Below are 21496 nucleotides of genomic sequence, written 5' to 3'. Positions count from 1 at the left end.
TTTATTGCGACATTTATTGTATAATAGGATATAGAAGACTTATTAGGAGAGATGCAAATGAAGAAGATTGAATTATTAGCACCTGCTGGCAGCATGGAAAGTGTATATGCAGCAGTGCAAATGGGAGCAGACGCAATTTATATGGGAGGAAGTAAGTTCTCGGCAAGAGCTTATGCTTCTAATTTTGATGAAGAAAATATAACTCTTGCAGTAGATTATTGCCATATTTATGGGGTACGCGTATATGTTACTTTAAATACGCTAGCAAAGGATAATGAATTAAAAGAAATTATGGAGTATGTAGGATTTTTATATAGCATTGGAGTTGATGCCTTGCTTGTCCAAGATACTGGGTTAATATATTTGATAAGAAACAATTTTCCGGATTTTGAATTGCATGCGTCAACGCAAATGACTGTTCACAATGGAGAAGCTGCCTTATTTTTAAAGAAGATTGGGTTTAAAAGAATAGTTCTGTCAAGAGAGCTTAGTTTAGAAGAAATTGATTTTATATCTAATACTTTAAACGTGGAAACAGAAGTTTTTGTTCATGGAGCTTTATGTATATGTTATTCAGGACAGTGTCTTATGAGTAGCATTATTGGTGGAAGAAGTGGCAATAGAGGCAGATGTGCTCAACCATGTAGATTACCATATACGCTGATAGATAAGGCTAATAACAAAGAACATAAAGCATATCTTTTAAGCCCTAAGGATACTTGCACATTAGATAGTTTAAAAGACATAGTTGCAAGTGGTACATCCTCACTTAAAATTGAAGGAAGAATGAAAAGATCAGAATATGTTGCAGGTACAGTGGAAATATATAGACGTGCGCTTAATAATATTTATAATAATAAGATACAAAAATTAGATAAGGATACTAAAGTTTTAACTCAATTATTTAACAGAGAAGGATTTTCAAAGGCGTATTTGTATGGTAATAAAGGAAAAGATATGATGGCATACAAAGTTCCTAAAAATTCTGGAATTCCAATTGGTATAGCTGGAAGTGATTTAATGGTAACACTTTTAGAAGATGTTGCTTTAAAAGATGGTGTAATGTTCCTTGAGGATGGATTTACAATATCTAAAATTATAAAGGATGGAGTAGATGTAGAAGTAGCACTAAAGGGTGATAGGGTTTTATTAAAACCAACTAAATTTAAAGCTGGAGACTCCTTATATAAAATAACAGATGTTTTATTAATGAATAAGCTCGCAGAAAATTATAGTGATAAATATAGAAGGAAAATTGGAATAAATCTTTTAATAGAATTTAGTGTGAATAAACCTCTAAGAATTAGCACGAATTATCTTGGTAGAACTTTTGAAATGATCGGAGAACTTGTTCAAGAAGCGATAAATAAGCCACTAGATAAAGAACGTATAATTAAGAGTTTATCTAAAACAGGGGATACACCTTTTTTAATAAATGAGGTGACTTTTGAAAGCTTCGAGGATGGATTTATGAAAATGTCCTCATTAAATTTAGTAAGGCGAGAATTAGTGGAATCTGTGCAGAATTTTATAATAGAAAAATATAAACGAGAGAATACTAATAGACAGATTAATTATAATAAAGGACTTGCACTACAAGAAGATAATAAAGCGATAGAAGTAACGCAGGAAAAAGATAAAATCATGCCTGAAACTCTTATTGTAGTTTCAACGACTTCGCAATTAAAGGCTGCAACACAAATGGGATTTAACAATATTGCTATAAACCCTTTTATGCGTGGGTGCACAATGGACTTAAACATAAAGGATGTAAATATTTACATTAAGGCCCCTAATATTATTAAGGGTGAATTTGAAAGCGTTTGTGAGTTTATAGAAAATAATCTAGGTAATATAAAAGGTATTATAACTGCTAATTTGGGTATAATTAGTAGATTCAATAAAAGAACAATGGTTATTGGTGATTATAAATTAAACATTTTTAATAGTTATGCAGGAGATTTTTATAAAGAGTTCCTTACTGGAACTTGTATTAGTGCTGAATTAAATGCAGCAGAAATAAAAAAAATTGCGTATAAAAGTTCGCTTCCACTTCAAATTATGGTATATGGGAAATATGAACTTATGGTTAGTGAGTATTGTGCTATTGGTAGCGTTTTTGGTGACAAGAGCGAAAATAAAACTTGCCTGGGCAATTGTAGTAAAGGATCTTATACACTTAAAGATAGAAAAGGTATAGAGTTTAGTATTAATACTGATAAATATTGTAGAAGTTATATCTACAATAATGTTCCTGTTAACTTGATACCTAATATTGAGGAAATTAAAAAGAATAAAATTACTTCATTTAGATTAGATTTTATAGAAGAAAGTTATGATGAAACTATTGAAGTTCTTACAAATTATATTAGCAAAGAGTGGCAAGGAGATTTTAAAAATTATACAAGAGGTCATTATAAAAGAGGCGTTGAATAATTCAATATATACAAGTCAATAAATTTAAATTTTTTAACAAAGGGAAGACGGTGGATCATGAATACAAAATCATTAAAAGTTCTAGAATATTATAAAATTAAAGAAAAAATTAAAGCATATACGCATACTACGGCAGGTAAAGATATTATAGACAATTTGGAGCCTTACACAAATGTTTATGAAGTACGCGAACACTTAGAAGAAACTAATGAGGCGTTACTTCTTTTATCAAGAAAAGGAAGTGCTCCTTTTGAAGGAATATATGATGTTCGATCTGCAATAATAAGAGCATCCAAGGAAGCATCACTTATGCCAATGCAGCTACTGCGAATAGCTCAAATGCTACGGTGCGCTAGATTATTTCAAAATTATGTTGGTAATAAGACAGATGAATTGTCCTCTAGAGTTTTAGAGGATATATGTATTGGTATTGTTCCAATAAAAAAATTAGAAGATGAAATTTTCATGGCTATAATTAGTGATGAAGAAATTTCTGATAGGGCTAGTAGTTTACTTTTTAGTTTAAGAAAATCTCTAAAAGATAAGAATGCCTCTGTAAAGGATAAGGTAACTTCATTAGTTAGGACTTATGCAAGATATCTTCAAGAAAGTCTTTACACTATAAGAGGGGATAGATACGTAATTCCTGTTAAAATAGAACATAAAGGGAGTGTTCCAGGAATTGTGCATGACCAAAGTTCTTCAGGAGCTACACTCTTTATTGAGCCAATGAGTTTAGTAAATTTAAATAATGAAATTAAGGAAATTATGCTCAAGGAAAAAGCTGAGGTTGAGAGGATTTTAGCAGAACTTTCTTATAAAATATATGAAAATATAAATATTGTTTCAAATAATGCGAATATAGTATGGGAATTGGATTTTATTTTTGCAAAGGCAGGGTATGCACTGGAAATTAATGCCATTATTCCGAAGGTTAATGAAGATGGAATAATAGATATAACTGAGGCAAGGCATCCGCTTATAGATCCAAAGGTTGTTGTACCTAGTAATATATATTTAGGAGGAGAATTTACGTCACTTGTAATAACGGGGCCAAATACAGGTGGTAAAACAGTAACATTAAAAACTGTTGGTTTAATTCAGTTAATGGCTATGAGTGGGATTTTAATCCCAGCAAGAGAAGGTTCTATGGTTAGCTTTTTTGATGAAATATTTGCAGATATAGGTGATGAGCAAAGCATAGAACAAAGTTTATCTACTTTTTCTTCTCATATGACAAATATAGTGAATATAATTGCAAAAGCAGATATAAAATCATTAGCTCTATTTGATGAATTAGGCGCTGGTACAGATCCCACAGAAGGAGCAGCTCTTGCTGTTTCAATTCTAGAAAACTTAAGAGCAAGAGGTACAAAAGTTGTTGCAACTACTCATTATAGTGAATTAAAGGGATATGCGCTAAGAACTTCAGGGGTGGAAAATGCTTCTGTAGAATTTAATGTTGACACGTTAAGCCCAACCTATAGATTAATAATAGGAGTACCAGGTAAATCAAATGCTTTTGAAATTTCAAAAAGATTAGGACTTCCTGATTACATTATAAAAAGTGCTAGAGAAAATATTTCTAAAGAGACATTGGAATTTGAAGAATTAGTACAAAGTTTGCAAGAAAAAAGCATAAAGGTAGAGAGAGATGCTAGGGAATCTGAGGCTTTGAAACTAGAAGCTAGCAAGTTAAAAGATAAGTATCAAGAAAAATTATATAAACTTGAAAACATAAGAGAAAATGCAATGTATGAAGCTCAAAGAGAAGCAAAGAGACTTATAAGAAATGCTAAGGAAGAGTCAGATGTTATTCTTAAAAACATGAGAGAACTAGAAAAATTAGGATATTCATCTGAGGCAAGGCAAATGCTTGAAGAGGAAAGAAAAAAAATAAAAAATAAGCTTGATAGTATAGAGATCCATGTAGAAAAAAACAATGAGACTCTAGGAGAAAAAGTAAAAAATGTAAAACAAGGGGAAGAAGTATATTTGCCATCTCTTAACCAAAAGGTAATTGTAATTTCTAAACCGGATAAAAAAGGTGAGGTACAGGTTCAGGCTGGTATTATGAAGATAAATGTTAAAGTAGAGGATTTGCGCGTATCAAAACTTTCTCAGGAAGATAAGAAAAAAGCTAAGATAAAAAAGAGAGAAATGAAACTAAATTTAAGCAATGTATCAACCTCTGTAGATCTAAGAGGTATGGATTCCGAGGAGGCTATTTTTACTGTTGATAAGTACTTAGATGAAGCGTGTTTAGGCGGACTTAAAGAAGTTACCATTATTCATGGTAAAGGAACAGGCGTTTTAAGGAAGTCTATTACAGATATGCTAAAGAGGCATGGTCATGTTAAAGCATATAGATTAGGTAATTATGGGGAAGGCGGTAGTGGAGTTACGGTCGCAGAAATTAAATAAAAGATTAATAAAGGATGATTATATATGATTATTGTGAGTTCTTGTTTATGCGGTATTAATTGTAGGTATGATGGTAGTAATAATTTAGATACGAGAGTGCTTAAACTACTAAAAGAAGGGAAAGCTATATCTGTTTGTCCAGAACAGCTTGGAGGTTTAGCCACTCCGCGGGAACCATGTGAAATTTTAAATGGAAGTGGTCTTGATGTAATAGATGGCAAAGCAACAATTATTGGAGCGAAAAATAACGATCTAACTTCAAGCTTTTTAAAAGGTGCTTATGAAACTCTTAAGATAGCAGAAAAAATGGGGGCTACTACGGCTATTTTGAAGGCGAGAAGTCCTTCTTGTGGAGTTTCTAAAATATATGATGGAACATTTAGCGGTACCCTAAGGCCAGGTAATGGAGTTGCTGCTGAGTTGTTGTTATCAAAGGGTATAAAGGTTTTTACGGAGGAAGATTTAGATGAAGTAGAATTTTAATAAGGAGGGCAATATAAATGTCAACATACTCACTACCAACTAGGGAAGTTTTAGAATGTATAAAGCAATATATAAAGAGTGGTGAAACAGTTGAAATATCCGACTTATTAGAAAATAATAGTATATTATACAGAGAAGTTATATTCTTTAAAAAATGGTCTAAAAATAATTCAAAAGTGCCTTTAGGGTATCTTTATATTAATGAGAAAAATGAAATTATTTCTCAAAAGACACTTAAGGAACGATTAGCAAAATTAGCATATTTTTTAGAAATATTTTACAATACAGAAAACAAAAGCTGTATAGTGAATACATTTGAAGACGAGACCAAAGTTAAAAAGGATAATGATAATTATAGATTAATGACTGAGGGACTTGAGATTCTAACTAAAGATGGAAATATGGATTCGCAGCAAGTAAAACAAATGGTACTTAAATTGCCTGGTATTCGTGAAGAAAGCAATGAAATTTTAAAATCATTTATGGCTAAAGCTAAGGAATATAGAGATGAAAAAAAGTATTTCGATATAAATATGTTAGAGAAATTATTATTAATATATAGAGAGGCATTAAGCATAAATCTAAAAAAGATAAGACTAGTATATTCAGCAAAAGAGTGTTACGAAAATATTAATAAAATTTCTAAAAAAAAGAGAAAACAAATTTTTACTCGTTTTAACTATAAATTAAATAAGTCCTTAACAAAAACAAGTTATATGATGGATTTTTTTATTAAAGTGGTTAATAGTTGTGAAACAATAAGTAGAAAAACAGATTTGCAATATTTTAAGTACTTAGAAACTATTGAAAAAACAAATATTGATAACAGAGTAAAATTAAACAGAAGTAAAAAGAACTAAAAAGAACTCCAAAATTGGAGTTCTTTTTAGTTCTAGTCAACAGTTATGTACACTGCATCTTCTTCAAGAACAACTTTTATATATTCAACTTCAGGGTCTTCGGTTCCTTGAACATACAATCCAGTATTTTTTAACTTTTCAACATAATCTACAATCTCTTGTGTTATTCTCTCACCAGGGCAAAGAACTGGGATGCCAGGTGGATAAGCCATTAAGAATTCACCACTTATCATACCAACACTTTTCTTGATTTCAACAGCGGTATTTACACTATTGAATGCTTCCCTAGGAATTTGAACTTGTTCTGGAATACTAGGTATATCAATGAAATCAATTTTTTTTGTGCCCTTGCCATAATATTCATAACTTATTTCTCCTAGAGCCTTTAGTAATTGCTCCATTCCATCGCTTGTATCACCAAAGGATCCAACTGCTAATATATTATAAATATCAGATAACTCCATTTGTATGTGATATTTATTAGAAAGTATCATATCTAAGTCATAACCTGTTATGCCTAAATCACGACATGTTATTGTGATTTTAGTTGGATCAAAGGCGTAAGTTCCAAGGCCATTTAAAATTTCTTCACCGAAACAATAAAATCCAGGTATTTTATTTACTTCACTTCTTACATAATTACATAAATCAATAGTTTTTTCGAGTAACTCTGTTCCATTTAATGCAATTTGCCTTCTTGCACAATCAAGGGATGCCATTAGTATGTATGAAGGTGACGTTGTGTGCATAAGATTTATCAGTTGTTTAACTCTAGCAGGGCTCACAAGCTTAGAATTAACATGGAGCATTGAACTTTGAGTTAAGGATCCTATAATTTTATGCGTACTTTGAGCACATATATCTGCACCAGCTTCCATTGCTGACATTGGTAATCTGCTATTAAACTTAAGATGAGGGCCATGAGCTTCATCAACTATGAGTGGTATGTCATATTCATGAACCATATCTGCAATTCTTTTAATGTCAGTGGAAACGCCATAATATGTAGGGTTAATTATAAGCACAGCTTTAGCATCAGGATTATTCTTTAAGGTTTCTTCAACTGTCTCTGGAGAAACCCCATGAGCAACTCCTATTTTCTTATCTAGCTCTGGTTGCATATAAACTGGCACCGCACCTGATAAAATGATACCACCAGTTATTGATTTATGTACATTCCTAGGTACAATGATTTTATCGCCGGATCCAACTACAGACATAATCATAGCTTGAATTGCACCAGAAGTTCCATGAACTGAGAAAAATGATGCATCAGCACCATAGGCATCTGCTGCTAATTCCTGAGCCTTTTTAATAGGGCCGGTTGGGTGGTGAAAACTGTCAACTAGTTTAAAAACTGTAACGTCAATCTTAAAAGGATTTTCTCCCATAAAGTTTTTAAACTGTTCATCAGCTCCTAAGCCTTTTTTATGACCAGGTACATGAAAAGGTAAGGTGTCTCTGTCAACATATTCCATTAAAGCATCAAATAATGGTGTTTCATTTTGATTTAATCTATACATTTTATACACCCCTTTCAAAAGAATTTATATTAACTATTTATATCGCTATTTAAAATATATTCATTCAGCCAATTTATAATTATAGAGGATTAGATATGCAATTGCAATTATAATCCTTTATAATTATAAAATAAAACAAAATAATCGTATTTAAAACCTTAAGAAAATAATAATTCATAATAAAGACATTAACAATACCTTTTATTTGTAATAGGTTGATAGTATAATATGATAGACTAAAGGCATGGTAATACAAAACAATAGGCAGGATATCAATTGCTATTTTCCATAGATAAGTATAAGGAGGTCAATATATATGACGTATAAAGAGAAATATGAAAAGTGGATTAATTCAAATTTTATAGATGTAGAATTAAAGAAAGAAATTTCGCAATTACAAGATGAAAAAGAAATTGAAGATAGATTTTATAAAGATTTAGAGTTTGGTACAGGAGGGTTAAGAGGAATAATTGGTGCAGGTACGAACAGAATGAATATACATACAATAGGTAAAGCAACTCAGGGTTTATCTGACTATTTAAAATCAAAACACACTGGAAAAATTTCAGTTACCATAGCATATGATTCAAGAAATATGTCAATAGAGTTTGCAAAAGCTGCTGCAGAAACGCTTTGTGGAAATGGTATCTCGGTGAATTTATTTGAAGAATTAACACCAACACCAATTTTATCTTATGCTGTTCGTCAATTAAAAAGCAAGGCTGGAATTGTTATTACTGCATCGCATAATCCTAAAGAATATAACGGGTATAAGGTTTACGGAGAAGATGGGGGACAAGTTACTGATGAAGTTGCAAATGACATAATAACTTGTGTAGGTAGCGTAGAAGATTTTTCTAAAGTTAAAAATATGGGTTTTGATAATGCAAAACAAAATGGAATATTAAAAATCATTGGAGAAAATATTTATTTATCATATATGGATAAGGTTAAAAATCTAACTATAAGAAAAGACTTGGTTAATAAATATGCCAGCGATTTAAAAATAATTTATACTCCTATTCATGGATCTGGCAATCTACCTGTGAGAAGAGTTTTAAAAGAATTAGGTTATAATAATGTATTTGTTGTGAAAGAACAAGAGATGCCAAATGGCGATTTTCCTACAGTGCCATATCCTAATCCAGAAGAACCAAAGGTGTTTGAACTGGCGTTAGAAATGGCAAGTGACATTAATCCAGACATTATTTTTGGTACAGACCCTGATTGTGATAGGATTGGAGTAGTAGTTAAGGGCGATGAAGGAAAGTACAAGGTACTGTCCGGGAATCAGACAGGAGTATTATTAAGTAATTATATACTAAATTCATTAAGCGAAACGGATCAATTGCCTAAGGATGGTGTAGTAATAAAAACTATTGTTACCACAGATATGGTAGATAATATTTCTAAAAAATATAATGTAGAAGTGTTAGATGTGCTTACAGGTTTTAAATATATTGGAGAAAAAATTAAAGAGTTTGAAAAGACATGTGAGAAGGACTTTATATTTGGATTTGAAGAAAGTTTCGGTTATTTAGCAGGAAATTTTGTGAGAGATAAAGATGCAGTAATAGCTGCGATGCTAATTTGCGAAATGACACTTTACTACAAAAATAAAGGCCTAAGTTTGTATGATGCTTTAATAGATATTTATAAAGAACATGGATATTATAAAGAAAGTTTGGTTTCAATAGAACTTAAAGGAAAAGATGGTGCAGATAAAATAAGTAATATATTAGAAAATTTAAGAAATTCAAAAAAAGAATCTATAAACAATAACAGGATCGTAAAAAAAATGGATTATAAATTGGGTTTAGAAATGGATTTAATTAGTAGGACTGAAAAGTCGATTAAATTACCGAAATCAAATGTATTAAAGTTTGTATTAGAGGATGGTTCTTGGTTTGTAGTTAGACCATCAGGTACTGAACCAAAAATGAAGATTTATCTATCAGTTAAGGGAGATTCTTTGGAAAATGCATCTAAAAAGATAATTGATCTAAGAAAGAACGTTATGGTGATAATTGATAAAGCAGGCACAAATTAAAGATTGTTAGGAAGGTATAAACATGGATAGCAAAACATATTTTTCGGAAAAATTAGCAGCACTTCTTTTTTTAGAAATAAAAAAGAATAGTAAAATTAATGATTTTGTCATTTTGAATGATATTTATTTCCCTGTGAGAACTAATGAGATAATTCAAAAGGTAAAGAAAAAGGAAGATTTTAAAAATATACCAGTCAATTTATTTATAGAAGGAATGTTTTATGTTTTGGGAGCAGATGAGCACTTTAAATACAATGAAGAGTACAAAAAAATCATTAATACTGTACCAAATTCCACAGGATTTATTAAGAGTGTAGTATTTAAAGAAATTAAAGATGAAAATTATGAAGAAGCATATATTATTTTGAAAGGATTATTAGTTATAGAAGAAAATATCGATAATTATGATAAAATTTTTCTTTTAGTTGATAAATTAAGACTTAACAATATTATGTTTAAGGAAGAAGAACTAAAACTTATAGAAAAAGCTAAAAGTATTACTAATTATAGTAATCCATATTTATATGAAGCACTAGTACTAAATAGTGAGAATAAACACGATTTAGCATTGATGGCTTTAAGAAATTATACTATTAATGGTGGTGAACAAACTTTAGATGTTGTTGAACTTAAAAATTCATTGGAAACAATAACGGGTTTTGAAAAAGCAAAAGAGTTAGTACAGACGAATCCTAAAGAGGCACTTAAAATTTTAATACCTTTAATAAATCAATTAGGAGATAGACCAGATATATATTATCATTGCGCTGTTTGCTATAGAAATTTACAAAATTATGAGAAGGCAATATATTATTTAAATGAGGCAGTAGCAATTGATAAGGATTTAATTGAGGTGATTAATGAATTTGGAATTAATTATGCTTGCCTTGAAAATTACGAGATGGCAATACAATATTTTAGAAAAGCATTTGAAGTCACAAAATCTATAGAGATATGCACAAATCTAGTTATGTGTTATCTAAATGTAAAAAATGTTGAACAAGCAAGAATACATTTAGATATAGCTAAAAAAATAGATGCAAAAGATGAAATTGTGATCGATTTAGAAAAACTTTTTGCTGAAAGTAAATAATGGAGTAGATAGAAAAAATTATGTAATATGATAAATATTTTGGGCTGGGATGGGCATAATATTATAAATAGGAAAATAAAGAACATTTATTAAAGGGGAGAAGAATTATGAGAGTTAAGAAAGCTATAATACCTGCAGCGGGGCTTGGCACAAGATTTCTACCAGCTACAAAAGCGCAACCTAAAGAAATGCTGCCAATTGTTGATAAACCAACAATACAGTATATTATAGAGGAGGCAGTTGCAGCAGGAATTGAGGAAATATTAATTATAACAGGAAGAAATAAAAGAGCTATCGAGGATCATTTTGATAAGTCAGTTGAACTTGAATACCAGTTACAAAAAAATGGTAAAGATGAAGTTCTAAAAATGGTTCAAAATATATCCAACTTGGCAAATATTTATTATATACGTCAGAAAGAACCTAAAGGTTTAGGTCATGCGATAAGTTGTGCAAAAACTTTTGTTGGAAATGAACCATTTGCGGTAATGCTTGGTGATGATGTTGTAGATAGTGAGGTACCTTGCCTAAAACAACTTATAGATTGCTACTCAAAATATGAGACTTCAATTATTGGAGTTCAAGAGGTTCCTGAAAGTGAAGTTTCCAAATATGGTATTGTAGATGGAATATCAGTAGAAGACAGAGTTTATAAGGTTAAAGATGTTATAGAAAAGCCTAAGGCAAGTGAAGCTCCATCAAATATTGCTATACTAGGAAGATATATTATAACACCTAGAATATTTGATATTTTAGAAAATACAAAACCAGGTAAAGGTGGAGAAATACAGCTTACTGATGCTTTAAAAACTTTAATATCAGAGGAAGACATGTATGCTTATAATTTTGAGGGTAGAAGATATGATGTGGGAGATAAAGAAGGTTTTTTAGAAGCAACTGTGGAATATGCACTTAAACGAGATGACCTTAAAGAAACTTTTATGAAATATCTTTTAACTATTAAAGATAATGATATGTTTAAAGAGATTTATAGTAAATGTATTAATAATCAAAACAAATAGTGTAAGTAAAAAGCTAGTGAAACTAGCTTTTTATTTATATTAGGCAGAAGTTATAATCAGGTAGATAAAGGATTATGAATGTAAATCCAGGGATTTTAACACAATATAATTTGTATTAATTTAATGAATTATAAATAAATAGTTAATATACTCTTATAAATTATACAAATAGAATGATTTAGGATATAATGGTACATGCTGAGATATACCATTATGCAAGTACAAAAAATATGTTGAATAATTTTAGAAATGATGTAAAATGGTTAGGGAGAGTTACACTGATAAAAAATCTATTAGCTTTAATGAAAGTAAAAGTTTATACATATAAAAGAAAGTGTGTATAAGAAAGTTTATACATTAAATAAAACCTTTAAGGTTGCAGGAGGTAACAAAATGTTTCAATTAAAAGATGAATTATTATTAAAATTAAAAAACAAAACAGCTAAACTTGGTGTAGTTGGACTTGGCTATGTGGGATTGCCACTAGCTGTAGAGAAGGCTAAGGTAGGATATGAAGTAATAGGGTTTGATGTTCAAGATAAAAAGGTTCAAATGGTAAATGAGGGACGCAATTATATTGGTGATATTGTAGATGAAGATTTAAAAATATTGGTAAAGACAGGAAAACTCAAAGCTACTACAGATTTTAGCTTTGTTAAGGATGTTGATACAGTATGTATAGCAGTTCCTACTCCCCTTGATTTATACAAACAACCAGATTTATCATATGTAGTTGCATCAACTAAAAGTGTAGCTAAGTACTTACATAGGGGGATGCTTGTAGTACTCGAAAGTACTACATACCCAGGAACAACAGAAGAAGTGCTTAAACCAATACTTGAAGAATCAGGACTTAAATGTGGAGTTGACTTTTTCTTAGCGTTTTCTCCAGAGAGAATTGATCCAGGAAATAAACAATTTAACACAAAAAACACTCCTAAGGTAGTCGGAGGATGTACAAAAGATTGTACAGAAGTAGCTGGGATGTTATACAGAAGCGTGCTTGAGGGAGATATACTAGAAGTGTCTTCACCAGCAGTAGCTGAAATGGAAAAAATACTTGAAAATACTTTTAGAAATGTAAATATAGCATTAGCTAATGAAATGGCTATTTTATGTAAAAGAATGAATATAGATATATGGGAAGTAATAGATGCAGCTAAAACTAAACCTTATGGTTTTATGCCATTCTACCCAGGTCCAGGACTTGGTGGACATTGTATACCTCTTGATCCATTTTATCTTGAGTGGAAAGCAAAAGAATTTGATTATCATACAAAATTAATAGAAGCATCAGGTATAATTAACGATTATATGCCTGAATTTGTTTTAGAAAATGTTATGAAACTTTTAAATGGTCAGAAAAAAGCTTTGAACGGAGCAAAAGTGCTTCTTATGGGTGCAGCTTATAAGAAAGATATAGATGATATGCGCGAATCACCAACACTAAAGGTTATAGAACAGTTAGAAAAGAATGGTGCTGACATCATTATAAATGATCCGTTTATACCTAAGTTCACACATAACGGCAAAGAATATGTAACTGTAAATTGGGAAGATGAAATAAAAAGTGCAGATATAGTAATCATAACAACAGATCACAGTAGTTATGATTATGAAAGAATTGTGGCAGAAGCTACTTTGTTATATGATACTAGAAATGCTACAAAACATGTTGTAAATAACAGAGAAAAGATAAATAAGCTTTAACTACATTTCCGCAAGTAATTATTTAATATAATAAATATGGCATGCAAGTATTGTAAACTATTTTATAATATTGCATGCCAAAATTATAGAAATCACTATTTTATTAACCGATAAATATAAGCAGTAAGGAATCCCTTAAAATAACTATTCAAAGATGTTATGTTTTAAGGGATATTACAAGGAGGATTTTAAATGAAAAAAATACGTATGGCAATAATAGGATGCGGAAGAATATCATATAAACATGTAGAGGCCATAATTCAAAATAAGAATGAAATTGAACTTGTAGCGGTTTGTGACGTGGTAGAAGCTAATGCTATTGCTAAAAAAGATGAATATATAAAAAAAATAGGTAACAATGTAGATGTTAAAGTTTATAAGGATTACAAAGAAATGCTTGAAAAAGTGGATATTGATATGGTTTCAATTGCTACTGAAAGTGGATATCATCCAGAAATAGCTATATATTGTATGAATAAAGGGAAACATGTACTTGTAGAAAAACCAATGGCTTTATCTACTCAAGATGCTGACAGAATGATTGAATGCGCAAATAAAAATAATGTTAAGCTTTGTGTTAGTCATCAAAACAGATTTAATGAGCCAATACAAAAGCTAAGGGCTGCAGTTGAGGAGAATAGATTTGGGAAATTAGTTAATGGAACAGCAAGAATCCTTTGGAATAGGAATATGGGATATTACACTCAAGCACCATGGAGAGGAACTTGGGAACTTGATGGTGGTACTTTAATGAACCAATGTATTCATAATATTGATTTATTACAATGGATGATGGGTGGAGATATAGATACTGTTTATGCACAGTGTGGAACATTTTTAAGAGATATAGAAGCTGAAGATTTTGGAGCAATAATTATTAGATTTAAAAATGGAGCTATAGGTGTAGTTGAAGGTTCAGCTTGTGTATATCCTAAAAATTTAGAAGAAACATTAAGCATATTTGGTGAAAATGGCACAGTAGCTATTGGCGGTATTGCAGTTAACGCAATAGAGACTTGGAGATTTGCTGATAATAAGGATACTGAGGAAGAAATATTAAAACAGCAAAAGGGAGACCCAGATTCAGTATATGGTTTTGGACATACACCATTGTTTAAAGATATGATAGATGCTATAAATACAAATAGACAACCACTCATAAATGGAGTAGAAGGAAAAAAAGGTATGTCTATAATACTTGCAGCTTATAAATCAAGACTAACAGGACTTCCAGTTAAATTTCCAATGGGAGAATTCTCAACAATGCAAATGAAAAAATAGTTTTAAAGATATTATATGAAAAGGGGTTATTTTCATGAAGTATGTTTCAGATAAAAGTAAATTGGGCAAAAATATAACAATGGGACATTTTGTAGTAATAGATAATGAGGTAGTAATAGGTGACAATTGTGTTATAGGAAGTAATGTAGTTATCCATGAGGGAACTATTATTGGAGATAATGTTAGAATAGATGATAATACAGTAATAGGCAAGCAACCTATGAGATCTGTAAACAGCATATTTAAAAGTGAAGAAAAATTGCTGCCAGCTAAAATTAATGAAGGATGCCTTATAGGGGCAGGTGTAATAATTTATTGTGGATGCGAAATTGGAACTAAAACACTAATTGCCGATACTGCTGTAATAAGAGAAAATGTAATAGTGGGTTCAAAGACTATTATTGGTCGTGGAACTACTATTGAAAATTTCTGCAAGATTGGATCTAATTGCAAAATACAAACTAATGTATATATAACAGCATATTCATTAGTTGGAGATTATGTATTTATTGCACCTTGCGTTACAACATCTAATGATAATTATGCAGCACGTTCTAAAGAAAGATTTGGTAAATTTAAAGGTGTAACTATTAAAAATGGTGGAAGAATAGGAGCAGGAGCTGTTATTTTACCAGGTATTACTATACATGAAGATGGTTTTGTAGCAGCAGGTAGTGTAGTTACAAAAAATGTTGAAGAAGGTGTTATTGTAGTGGGTAATCCAGCTAAGGTAATGCGTGACGTGCCAGAAAATCAATTGCTCAAGAATCAATAAAGGAAGTAATAATGGGAAATTATAATTTTAGAAATCTAGAAAAAAATGAATATGAATTGTGGAATGAGTTTGTAGATAAATCACCGCAAGGTAGCATATTTGCTAAAACATTTTGGCTTGATGCAGTAGGATCATATTATAAAATATTAGGGTGTTTTGATAAGGGGAATAGGTTAGTAGCAGGTATGCCTATAACTGAAACTAATAAGGGACATGTATCAATGCCAAAGCTTACTCAAACACTCGGTATACTTTTTAATGACTTCTCTCAAATGAAATATGTGAAAAAAATTACAAAAGAAAAAGATATAACTATGGAATTTGTAAATAATATTCCTAAATTAAAGTTTTTTGATTGTGCATTTCACTATAATTTTACTAATTGGATGCCTTTTATGTGGAAAGGGTATAAAGAGCAAACTAGATATACCTATGTAATAGAAGGTATTCAAGATATTGAAAAAGTTCGGGGGGCGTTTGCAGATAGCACGAAGTCTGTTATTACGAAATCTATGGGTCTTAATTTAAAGGTTATTGATAGTTTGAACCTTACAGATATGTATAGTATGCTGAAAAAGACTTATGAAAGGCAAAATATGCCTGTACCTTTCGATTTTAATTGGTTTAGTAGCTTTGATAAAATAATAAATAAAAATAAATCAAGAAAGATGCTTTTTACAGTGGATGAACAAAACAATCTTCATGCAGCATTATATCTTGTATATGATAGAAACTCTGCATATTACTTATTAGGTGGTGCTGATCCCAAATTCAGAAGCAGTGGAGCTATGTATTTAAATATTTTTGAAGCTATAAAATATTCAGCAGAATTTACTGATAAATTTGATTTTGAAGGTTCAGTAGCTCCTCAAATAGAAAGTATGTTTAGATCTTTTGGCGCTTTGCAAAAGCAATATTTCAGGATAAGTAAAAATAATTCAATTATTCTAAATTTGAAAGAAGATATAAGAAAATACGGAAAAATCATACTTGGAAGGGGATAATTATGTATAAGAACAAAAAATTTCTAGCCATTATTCCAGCAAGAGGTGGTTCTAAGAGTATACCCAATAAAAATATTATGTCTATATGTGGTAAACCACTTATAGCTTATACAATTGACGCAGGAAAAAAATCTAAATATATAGATGAAATAATAGTATCAACAGATAGTGATGTAATTAAGGTGATAGCAGAGCAGTATGGAGCTAAGGTGCCTTTCTTAAGACCAGAGGAATTATCAAATGACACTTCAAAATCTATAGATGTAGTAATGCATGCTATAAATTTTTATAAAAAGAATGATGTAAGTTATGATTATGTGATATTATTACAACCTACGTCACCTCTAAGGACATTTGAGCATCTGGATAATGCTATAGAGAAGCTTATTGAGTCAAATAGCACATCACTTGTAAGCGTATGTGAAGCAGATGAAAATCCTGTACTTATGAGAAGAATAGAAAATGAAAAATTAAAAGAAGTTATTAGTTTTGAGGGAACAAATCTAAGGCGTCAGGATTTACCTACTTTTTATAAATTTAATGGTGCTCTATATATAAATTCGAATGGTATGTTAATAAATAAAAGAAAGTTTGTTGATGAAAATACAGTTCCTTATGTAATGGACAAGGAAAGCTCTATAGATATTGATACAATGCTCGATGCAAGACTTGTAGAACTTATAATAAAGGAGAGCATAGATGTTTAAGATAGAAAATAAAGTTATAGGTGATGAAAACAGAACGTTTATTATAGCAGAGGCTGGGGTTAATCATAATGGAGACATAGATATAGCAAAACAACTGGTAGATAAAGCTGTAATTTCAGGTGTTGATGCAATAAAATTTCAGACATTTAAAACAGAAAAGTTAGTTACTGGATATGCGGATATGGCTGATTATCAAAAAAGTAATATTGGGCATACTTCCTCACAGTTTAACATGTTAAAGCAACTAGAACTATCACAAGAAAGTTTTATAAAAATTCAAGAATATTGTAAATATAAGGAGATTATGTTTTTATCTACTCCTTTTGATTTTGAAAGTGCAGATTTTTTAGAATCTATAGGAATGTTGGCTTTTAAAATTAGTTCAGGAGATTTAACTAATATTCCTCTTTTAGAACATATAGCAAAATTTAATAAACCTATAATATTATCTTCTGGAATGGCAAATCTTTCAGAAATTGAAGAAGCATTAAATGCAATTTATTGTTTAGGAAATAGTGAGGTTGCTGTACTCCATTGTACTTCAAATTATCCAGCTAAATTACAAAGTGTTAACTTGAATGCTATGAATACTATAAAGAATGCTTTTAAAGTTGTAGGCGGATATTCTGATCATACGAAAGGGATTACAGTACCAATAGCTGCAGTGGCTATGGGAGCTAATATAATCGAGAAGCATTTTACAATAGATAAAAATATGAAGGGACCAGACCACAAAGCTTCATTAAACCCTACGGAACTAAAAGATATGGTTCAAGCAATTAGGGATGTGGAAATGGCACTTGGAAATGGCATTAAAAGGTATAACCCAAGTGAAGTAGATACAATTAAGGCTGCAAGAAAAAGTATTGTTGCATCTAGATATATAAAAAAAGGGCAGCTTATAACCTTAATGGACTTAGATTACAAAAGACCAGGCACTGGACTTTTACCTAAATTTTATGTAGATCTTGTTGGGAAAAAAACTAATAGAGATATAGAAATGGATGAACAAATAACTTTAAATATTATAGAATGAAAAGTAGCTAATTAGTTTTACGTTTATATAGAATAACAATTAATAATTGTTATTCCATAAGAGTCCTGCAAGGAGGAGAAACATGAAAAGGAAAATAGCAGTTATAACAGGTACGAGAGCCGATTATGGAATATTTTATTATGTTCTTAAGGAAATTGAAAAACATGAAGATTTAGACCTTAAGCTTATTGTATGTGGAATGCATTTATGTCCTGAATATGGGATGACTGTAAATGAAATCGAAAAAGATGGTTTTGATATAGCGGATAAATTTGAAACTATATTAGCGTCGGATACTGGTGCTTCTATGGCTAAATCAATAGGACTTTCAATTATAAGCATGGCTCAAAGTTTTGATCGCATAAAACCAGATCTTTTATTAATACTAGGTGATAGGGGAGAAATGCTTGCTGCAGCAACGGCAGCTATCCATATGAATATACCTGTGGCTCATATTCATGGGGGAGAAGTAACTGGAACTGTAGATGAGTCTGTAAGACACGCTATAACTAAACTTTCACATATACATTTTCCTGCTAATGAGGATAGTAAGCAAAGAATAATTAAATTAGGCGAGAAAGAAAAGAATATTTATGTAGTAGGAGCACCAGGCCTTGATTATATTAAAAAAACACAATATATTTCAAGAAGTGAAATGCTAAAGAAGTTTGAATTAAAAGATGATAAGATATTTTTATTAACGCAGCATCCAGTAACTACAGAGCGTGACATGGTAGAATGTCAAATACGAGAAACGCTTGATGCAGTTGTAGAGCTCGGTTATCAAACTATAGTTTCATACCCTAACAGTGATAATGGAGGACGTGAAATTATAAAGGTAATTGAAGAATACAGAGCTAAATATCCATTTTTAAAAGTATTTAGAAATTTAAGTCAAGTAGAATACCTTAGCTTTTTAGAGATAGCAGAGGTAATGATAGGAAATTCATCTTCAGGTATAATTGAAGCACCTAGTTTCAAGTTACCTGTAGTAAATATAGGTTCAAGGCAAGATGGAAGATTAAGAGCTAGTAATATAATAGATGTTTCTTATGGAAAAGAATCTGTTATAAGAGGTATTAAAGAAGCGATATATGATGAAGGTTTTAAGAAACAATTAGAAAATTGTACAAATCCATATGGTGATGGCAATGCTAGCGGAAAAATAGCACAAATTATAAGTGAGGTAAAATTAGATAGGGAACTTATACAAAAGAGAATTACTTATTAACGACATTTCAGAAGGAAAGTTTCCTACTTCTATGAGTGGAGATATATACTCGAACAAATAGAAAATTTTAGTGGGAGTATAAATCTCCTTCTGAAGTCGTTAATACAGCGACCCAGGAGATGAATTAACTTAGAAATTAAAGTTGAGGTGAAATTATGGAGAAAATCGTACTTGTAGGTGCAGGTGGACACTGCAAGGTAATTATAGATATTATAAAAAGTGTTGGTAAATATGATATTATAGGCGTAACAGATACTACTTTTAGAGGTCAAAAATTAGTATTAGATATACCTATAATAGGTGATGATAGTATTTTGAAAAAATTATATAATGATGGTGTAAAAAATGCTTTTGTATGTATTGGTGCACTTCAAAATATTAAGCTTCGTGATAAAATATATAATAAATTAAAAGATATAGGCTTTAATATACCTGTACTTATACATAAAGATGCAATAGTTTCATCTTATGCGAGCATTGCTGCTGGAACTTGTGTAATGCCAGGGGCCATAATTAATCCAGGTGTTTCCATAGAAGAAAATTGTATAATAAACACTGGTGTAGTAATTGAACATGAGTGTAAAATACAAAGGAACACCCATATTTCTCCTAAAGCATGTATAGCTGGTGGGGTGAAAGTAGGGCATGATACACATGTAGGGATGGGGAGTTGTATAATTCAAACCTTACATATAGGAAACAATGTAATTATAGGAGCAGGAGCTGTGGTTATTAATAATGTAGAAGATAATGTAGTTGCTGTAGGAGTTCCATCAAAAATTATAAAGCGCAGGTGATATTGTGAAATTTCCAATTGAAAATTATTGTATAGGAGCTAGTTCTACAATAAAAGAAACTATGAAAGTTATAGATAAAAATTTAACTGGTGGAGCGCTAGTTGTAAATGAAAATAATGAATTAGTGGGAACTATTACAGATGGAGATATAAGACGTGCTATGATTAAGGGTTTAAGTATAAATGATAATATAGAGAATACATATTTCAAAAATTTTAAATTTGTTACAGAAGAGCATAGTAAAAAGAAAGCAAAAGAGTATATGTTAAGCAATAATATAAGACAGGTTCCTGTAATTGATAAAGATAAAAAATTAATTGATTTATATTTTCTTGATGATATATTATCTTATGATAAAAAGGACAATTATGTTTTTATTCTAGCTGGAGGTTTGGGAACTAGGTTAAGACCATTAACTGAGACAGTACCAAAACCCATGCTATTAATTGGTGACAAACCAATACTAGAACTTATAATAGAACAATTCAAAGAATATGGGTTTAATAACTTTATGATATCTCTTAATTATAAAGGAGAAATAATAAAGGACTACTTCGAAGATGGGAAAAAGTTTGGAGTAAACATAGAATATATTAGAGAAACTAAAAAATTAGGTACAGCAGGATCAATAGCGTTAGTTAAAGAAAAGTTTATTAAACCATTCATAGTTATAAATGGGGATATACTAACAGGTATAGATTTCGAAAAATTTTTAAATCATCATATTAAAAACGAGTTTAATATAACTGTAGGTGTTAGAAATTATGAAGTTAATATTCCTTATGGAGTACTAGTTACTGATAATATGCTTATAGAGTCTTTGGAAGAAAAACCCACATACAAATTTAATATTAATGGTGGTGTATATGTAGTAAATCCAGAAATTATAAAATATATACACAAGAATGAAGTTTATAATATGACAGACTTAATAGAAGATGCAATTAATAATAAATATAAGTCAGGTATATACGAGATAACTGAGTATTGGAAGGACATAGGACAAATAGAAGACTATAGAAAAGCCAACACGGATATTCACAAATTTTTTAAACTATAAAAAA

At 30.5% G+C, this 21496-nt stretch carries 17 protein-coding genes; 16 read left to right on the top strand and 1 reads right to left on the bottom strand.

What is annotated here, in order from left to right; translation table 11 throughout:
• The first annotated feature begins 57 nt into the window (after positions 1–57).
• The 4 genes from KPL54_RS18660 to KPL54_RS18645 are packed head-to-tail and all read left to right on the top strand — an operon-like array spanning position 58 to position 6203.
• Entirely contained in the window at positions 58–2436 is a 2379-nt protein-coding gene (locus KPL54_RS18660) for a DUF3656 domain-containing U32 family peptidase (protein ID WP_216107997.1), read from the top strand.
• A 57-nt stretch (positions 2437–2493) separates the two neighbouring features.
• Complete coding sequence (locus tag KPL54_RS18655; RefSeq protein ID WP_216107996.1) at positions 2494–4860, top strand: endonuclease MutS2; 2367 nt, start codon at positions 2494–2496, stop codon at positions 4858–4860.
• 24 nt (positions 4861–4884) lie between these two features.
• Complete coding sequence (locus KPL54_RS18650; RefSeq protein WP_216107995.1) at positions 4885–5343, top strand: DUF523 domain-containing protein; 459 nt, start codon at positions 4885–4887, stop codon at positions 5341–5343.
• Between the two features lie 17 nt (positions 5344–5360).
• Positions 5361–6203 carry a hypothetical protein gene (locus KPL54_RS18645; protein ID WP_216107994.1) on the top strand — a complete coding sequence of 281 codons (843 nt, stop codon included), beginning with the start codon at positions 5361–5363 and terminating at the stop codon, positions 6201–6203.
• A gap of 32 nt (positions 6204–6235) precedes the next feature.
• Here the strand turns inward: KPL54_RS18645 and KPL54_RS18640 are convergent, their stop codons facing one another.
• Positions 6236–7726: an aminotransferase class I/II-fold pyridoxal phosphate-dependent enzyme gene (locus KPL54_RS18640; protein WP_216107993.1), complete on the bottom strand. Its 1491-nt coding sequence runs from the start codon at positions 7724–7726 to the stop codon at positions 6236–6238.
• A 316-nt stretch (positions 7727–8042) separates the two neighbouring features.
• Here KPL54_RS18640 and KPL54_RS18635 point away from each other — a divergent pair, with 316 nt between their 5' ends.
• From KPL54_RS18635 to KPL54_RS18580, 12 genes are all read left to right on the top strand, one after another.
• Positions 8043–9776: a phospho-sugar mutase gene (locus KPL54_RS18635; RefSeq protein ID WP_216107992.1), complete on the top strand. Its 1734-nt coding sequence runs from the start codon at positions 8043–8045 to the stop codon at positions 9774–9776.
• Positions 9777–9798: 22 nt separating this feature from the next.
• The gene (locus KPL54_RS18630) at positions 9799–10869 is read left to right on the top strand and encodes a tetratricopeptide repeat protein (RefSeq protein WP_216107991.1); all 1071 of its coding nucleotides are present in this window, start codon (positions 9799–9801) and stop codon (positions 10867–10869) included.
• A gap of 107 nt (positions 10870–10976) precedes the next feature.
• A complete protein-coding gene (galU, locus tag KPL54_RS18625; RefSeq protein ID WP_216107990.1) occupies positions 10977–11891 on the top strand; it encodes a UTP--glucose-1-phosphate uridylyltransferase GalU in 915 nt (304 codons plus the stop codon).
• A 393-nt stretch (positions 11892–12284) separates the two neighbouring features.
• Entirely contained in the window at positions 12285–13601 is a 1317-nt protein-coding gene (locus KPL54_RS18620; RefSeq protein WP_216107989.1) for a nucleotide sugar dehydrogenase, read from the top strand.
• Between the two features lie 192 nt (positions 13602–13793).
• Positions 13794–14882: a Gfo/Idh/MocA family protein gene (locus KPL54_RS18615; protein ID WP_216107988.1), complete on the top strand. Its 1089-nt coding sequence runs from the start codon at positions 13794–13796 to the stop codon at positions 14880–14882.
• A gap of 28 nt (positions 14883–14910) precedes the next feature.
• Positions 14911–15657: an acyltransferase gene (locus KPL54_RS18610; RefSeq protein WP_375373003.1), complete on the top strand. Its 747-nt coding sequence runs from the start codon at positions 14911–14913 to the stop codon at positions 15655–15657.
• 11 nt (positions 15658–15668) lie between these two features.
• Positions 15669–16661, top strand: a complete 993-nt coding sequence (locus tag KPL54_RS18605; protein ID WP_216107986.1) for a GNAT family N-acetyltransferase — start codon at positions 15669–15671, stop codon at positions 16659–16661.
• Positions 16662–16663: 2 nt separating this feature from the next.
• On the top strand, positions 16664–17368 hold the full coding sequence (locus tag KPL54_RS18600; protein ID WP_216107985.1) for an acylneuraminate cytidylyltransferase family protein: 705 nt from the start codon (positions 16664–16666) through the stop codon (positions 17366–17368).
• Entirely contained in the window at positions 17361–18404 is a 1044-nt protein-coding gene (gene neuB / locus KPL54_RS18595) for an N-acetylneuraminate synthase (protein ID WP_216107984.1), read from the top strand. The genes KPL54_RS18600 and neuB overlap by 8 nt, the downstream gene beginning before the upstream one ends.
• A gap of 82 nt (positions 18405–18486) precedes the next feature.
• Entirely contained in the window at positions 18487–19635 is a 1149-nt protein-coding gene (gene neuC, locus KPL54_RS18590; RefSeq protein ID WP_216107983.1) for a UDP-N-acetylglucosamine 2-epimerase, read from the top strand.
• A 155-nt stretch (positions 19636–19790) separates the two neighbouring features.
• Positions 19791–20432 carry an acetyltransferase gene (locus tag KPL54_RS18585; protein ID WP_216107982.1) on the top strand — a complete coding sequence of 214 codons (642 nt, stop codon included), beginning with the start codon at positions 19791–19793 and terminating at the stop codon, positions 20430–20432.
• Between the two features lie 4 nt (positions 20433–20436).
• Positions 20437–21492: a nucleotidyltransferase family protein gene (locus KPL54_RS18580; protein WP_216107981.1), complete on the top strand. Its 1056-nt coding sequence runs from the start codon at positions 20437–20439 to the stop codon at positions 21490–21492.
• Positions 21493–21496: the final 4 nt, after the last annotated feature.

Origin of the sequence: Clostridium estertheticum, from assembly GCF_018861295.1 — a bacterium.
In the GTDB taxonomy this organism is placed as follows: Bacteria; Bacillota; Clostridia; order Clostridiales; family Clostridiaceae; genus Clostridium_AD; species Clostridium_AD estertheticum_D.
This window is presented reverse-complemented; position numbering and strand designations above follow the sequence as displayed.

Bases quoted from the DNA above. Each gene is read 5' to 3' on its own strand.
- galU (WP_216107990.1), top strand. From the start codon at position 10,977: ATGAGAGTTAAGAAAGCTATAATACCTGCAGCGGGGCTTGGCACAAGA.
- KPL54_RS18635 (WP_216107992.1), top strand. From the start codon at position 8,043: ATGACGTATAAAGAGAAATATGAAAAGTGGATTAATTCAAATTTTATA.
- neuB (WP_216107984.1), top strand. From the start codon at position 17,361: ATGTTTAAGATAGAAAATAAAGTTATAGGTGATGAAAACAGAACGTTT.
- KPL54_RS18655 (WP_216107996.1), top strand. From the start codon at position 2,494: ATGAATACAAAATCATTAAAAGTTCTAGAATATTATAAAATTAAAGAA.
- KPL54_RS18645 (WP_216107994.1), top strand. From the start codon at position 5,361: ATGTCAACATACTCACTACCAACTAGGGAAGTTTTAGAATGTATAAAG.
- neuC (WP_216107983.1), top strand. From the start codon at position 18,487: ATGAAAAGGAAAATAGCAGTTATAACAGGTACGAGAGCCGATTATGGA.
- KPL54_RS18630 (WP_216107991.1), top strand. From the start codon at position 9,799: ATGGATAGCAAAACATATTTTTCGGAAAAATTAGCAGCACTTCTTTTT.
- KPL54_RS18605 (WP_216107986.1), top strand. From the start codon at position 15,669: ATGGGAAATTATAATTTTAGAAATCTAGAAAAAAATGAATATGAATTG.
- KPL54_RS18620 (WP_216107989.1), top strand. From the start codon at position 12,285: ATGTTTCAATTAAAAGATGAATTATTATTAAAATTAAAAAACAAAACA.
- KPL54_RS18650 (WP_216107995.1), top strand. From the start codon at position 4,885: ATGATTATTGTGAGTTCTTGTTTATGCGGTATTAATTGTAGGTATGAT.
- KPL54_RS18640 (WP_216107993.1), bottom strand. From the start codon at position 7,726: ATGTATAGATTAAATCAAAATGAAACACCATTATTTGATGCTTTAATG.
- KPL54_RS18615 (WP_216107988.1), top strand. From the start codon at position 13,794: ATGAAAAAAATACGTATGGCAATAATAGGATGCGGAAGAATATCATAT.
- KPL54_RS18585 (WP_216107982.1), top strand. From the start codon at position 19,791: ATGGAGAAAATCGTACTTGTAGGTGCAGGTGGACACTGCAAGGTAATT.
- KPL54_RS18660 (WP_216107997.1), top strand. From the start codon at position 58: ATGAAGAAGATTGAATTATTAGCACCTGCTGGCAGCATGGAAAGTGTA.
- KPL54_RS18600 (WP_216107985.1), top strand. From the start codon at position 16,664: ATGTATAAGAACAAAAAATTTCTAGCCATTATTCCAGCAAGAGGTGGT.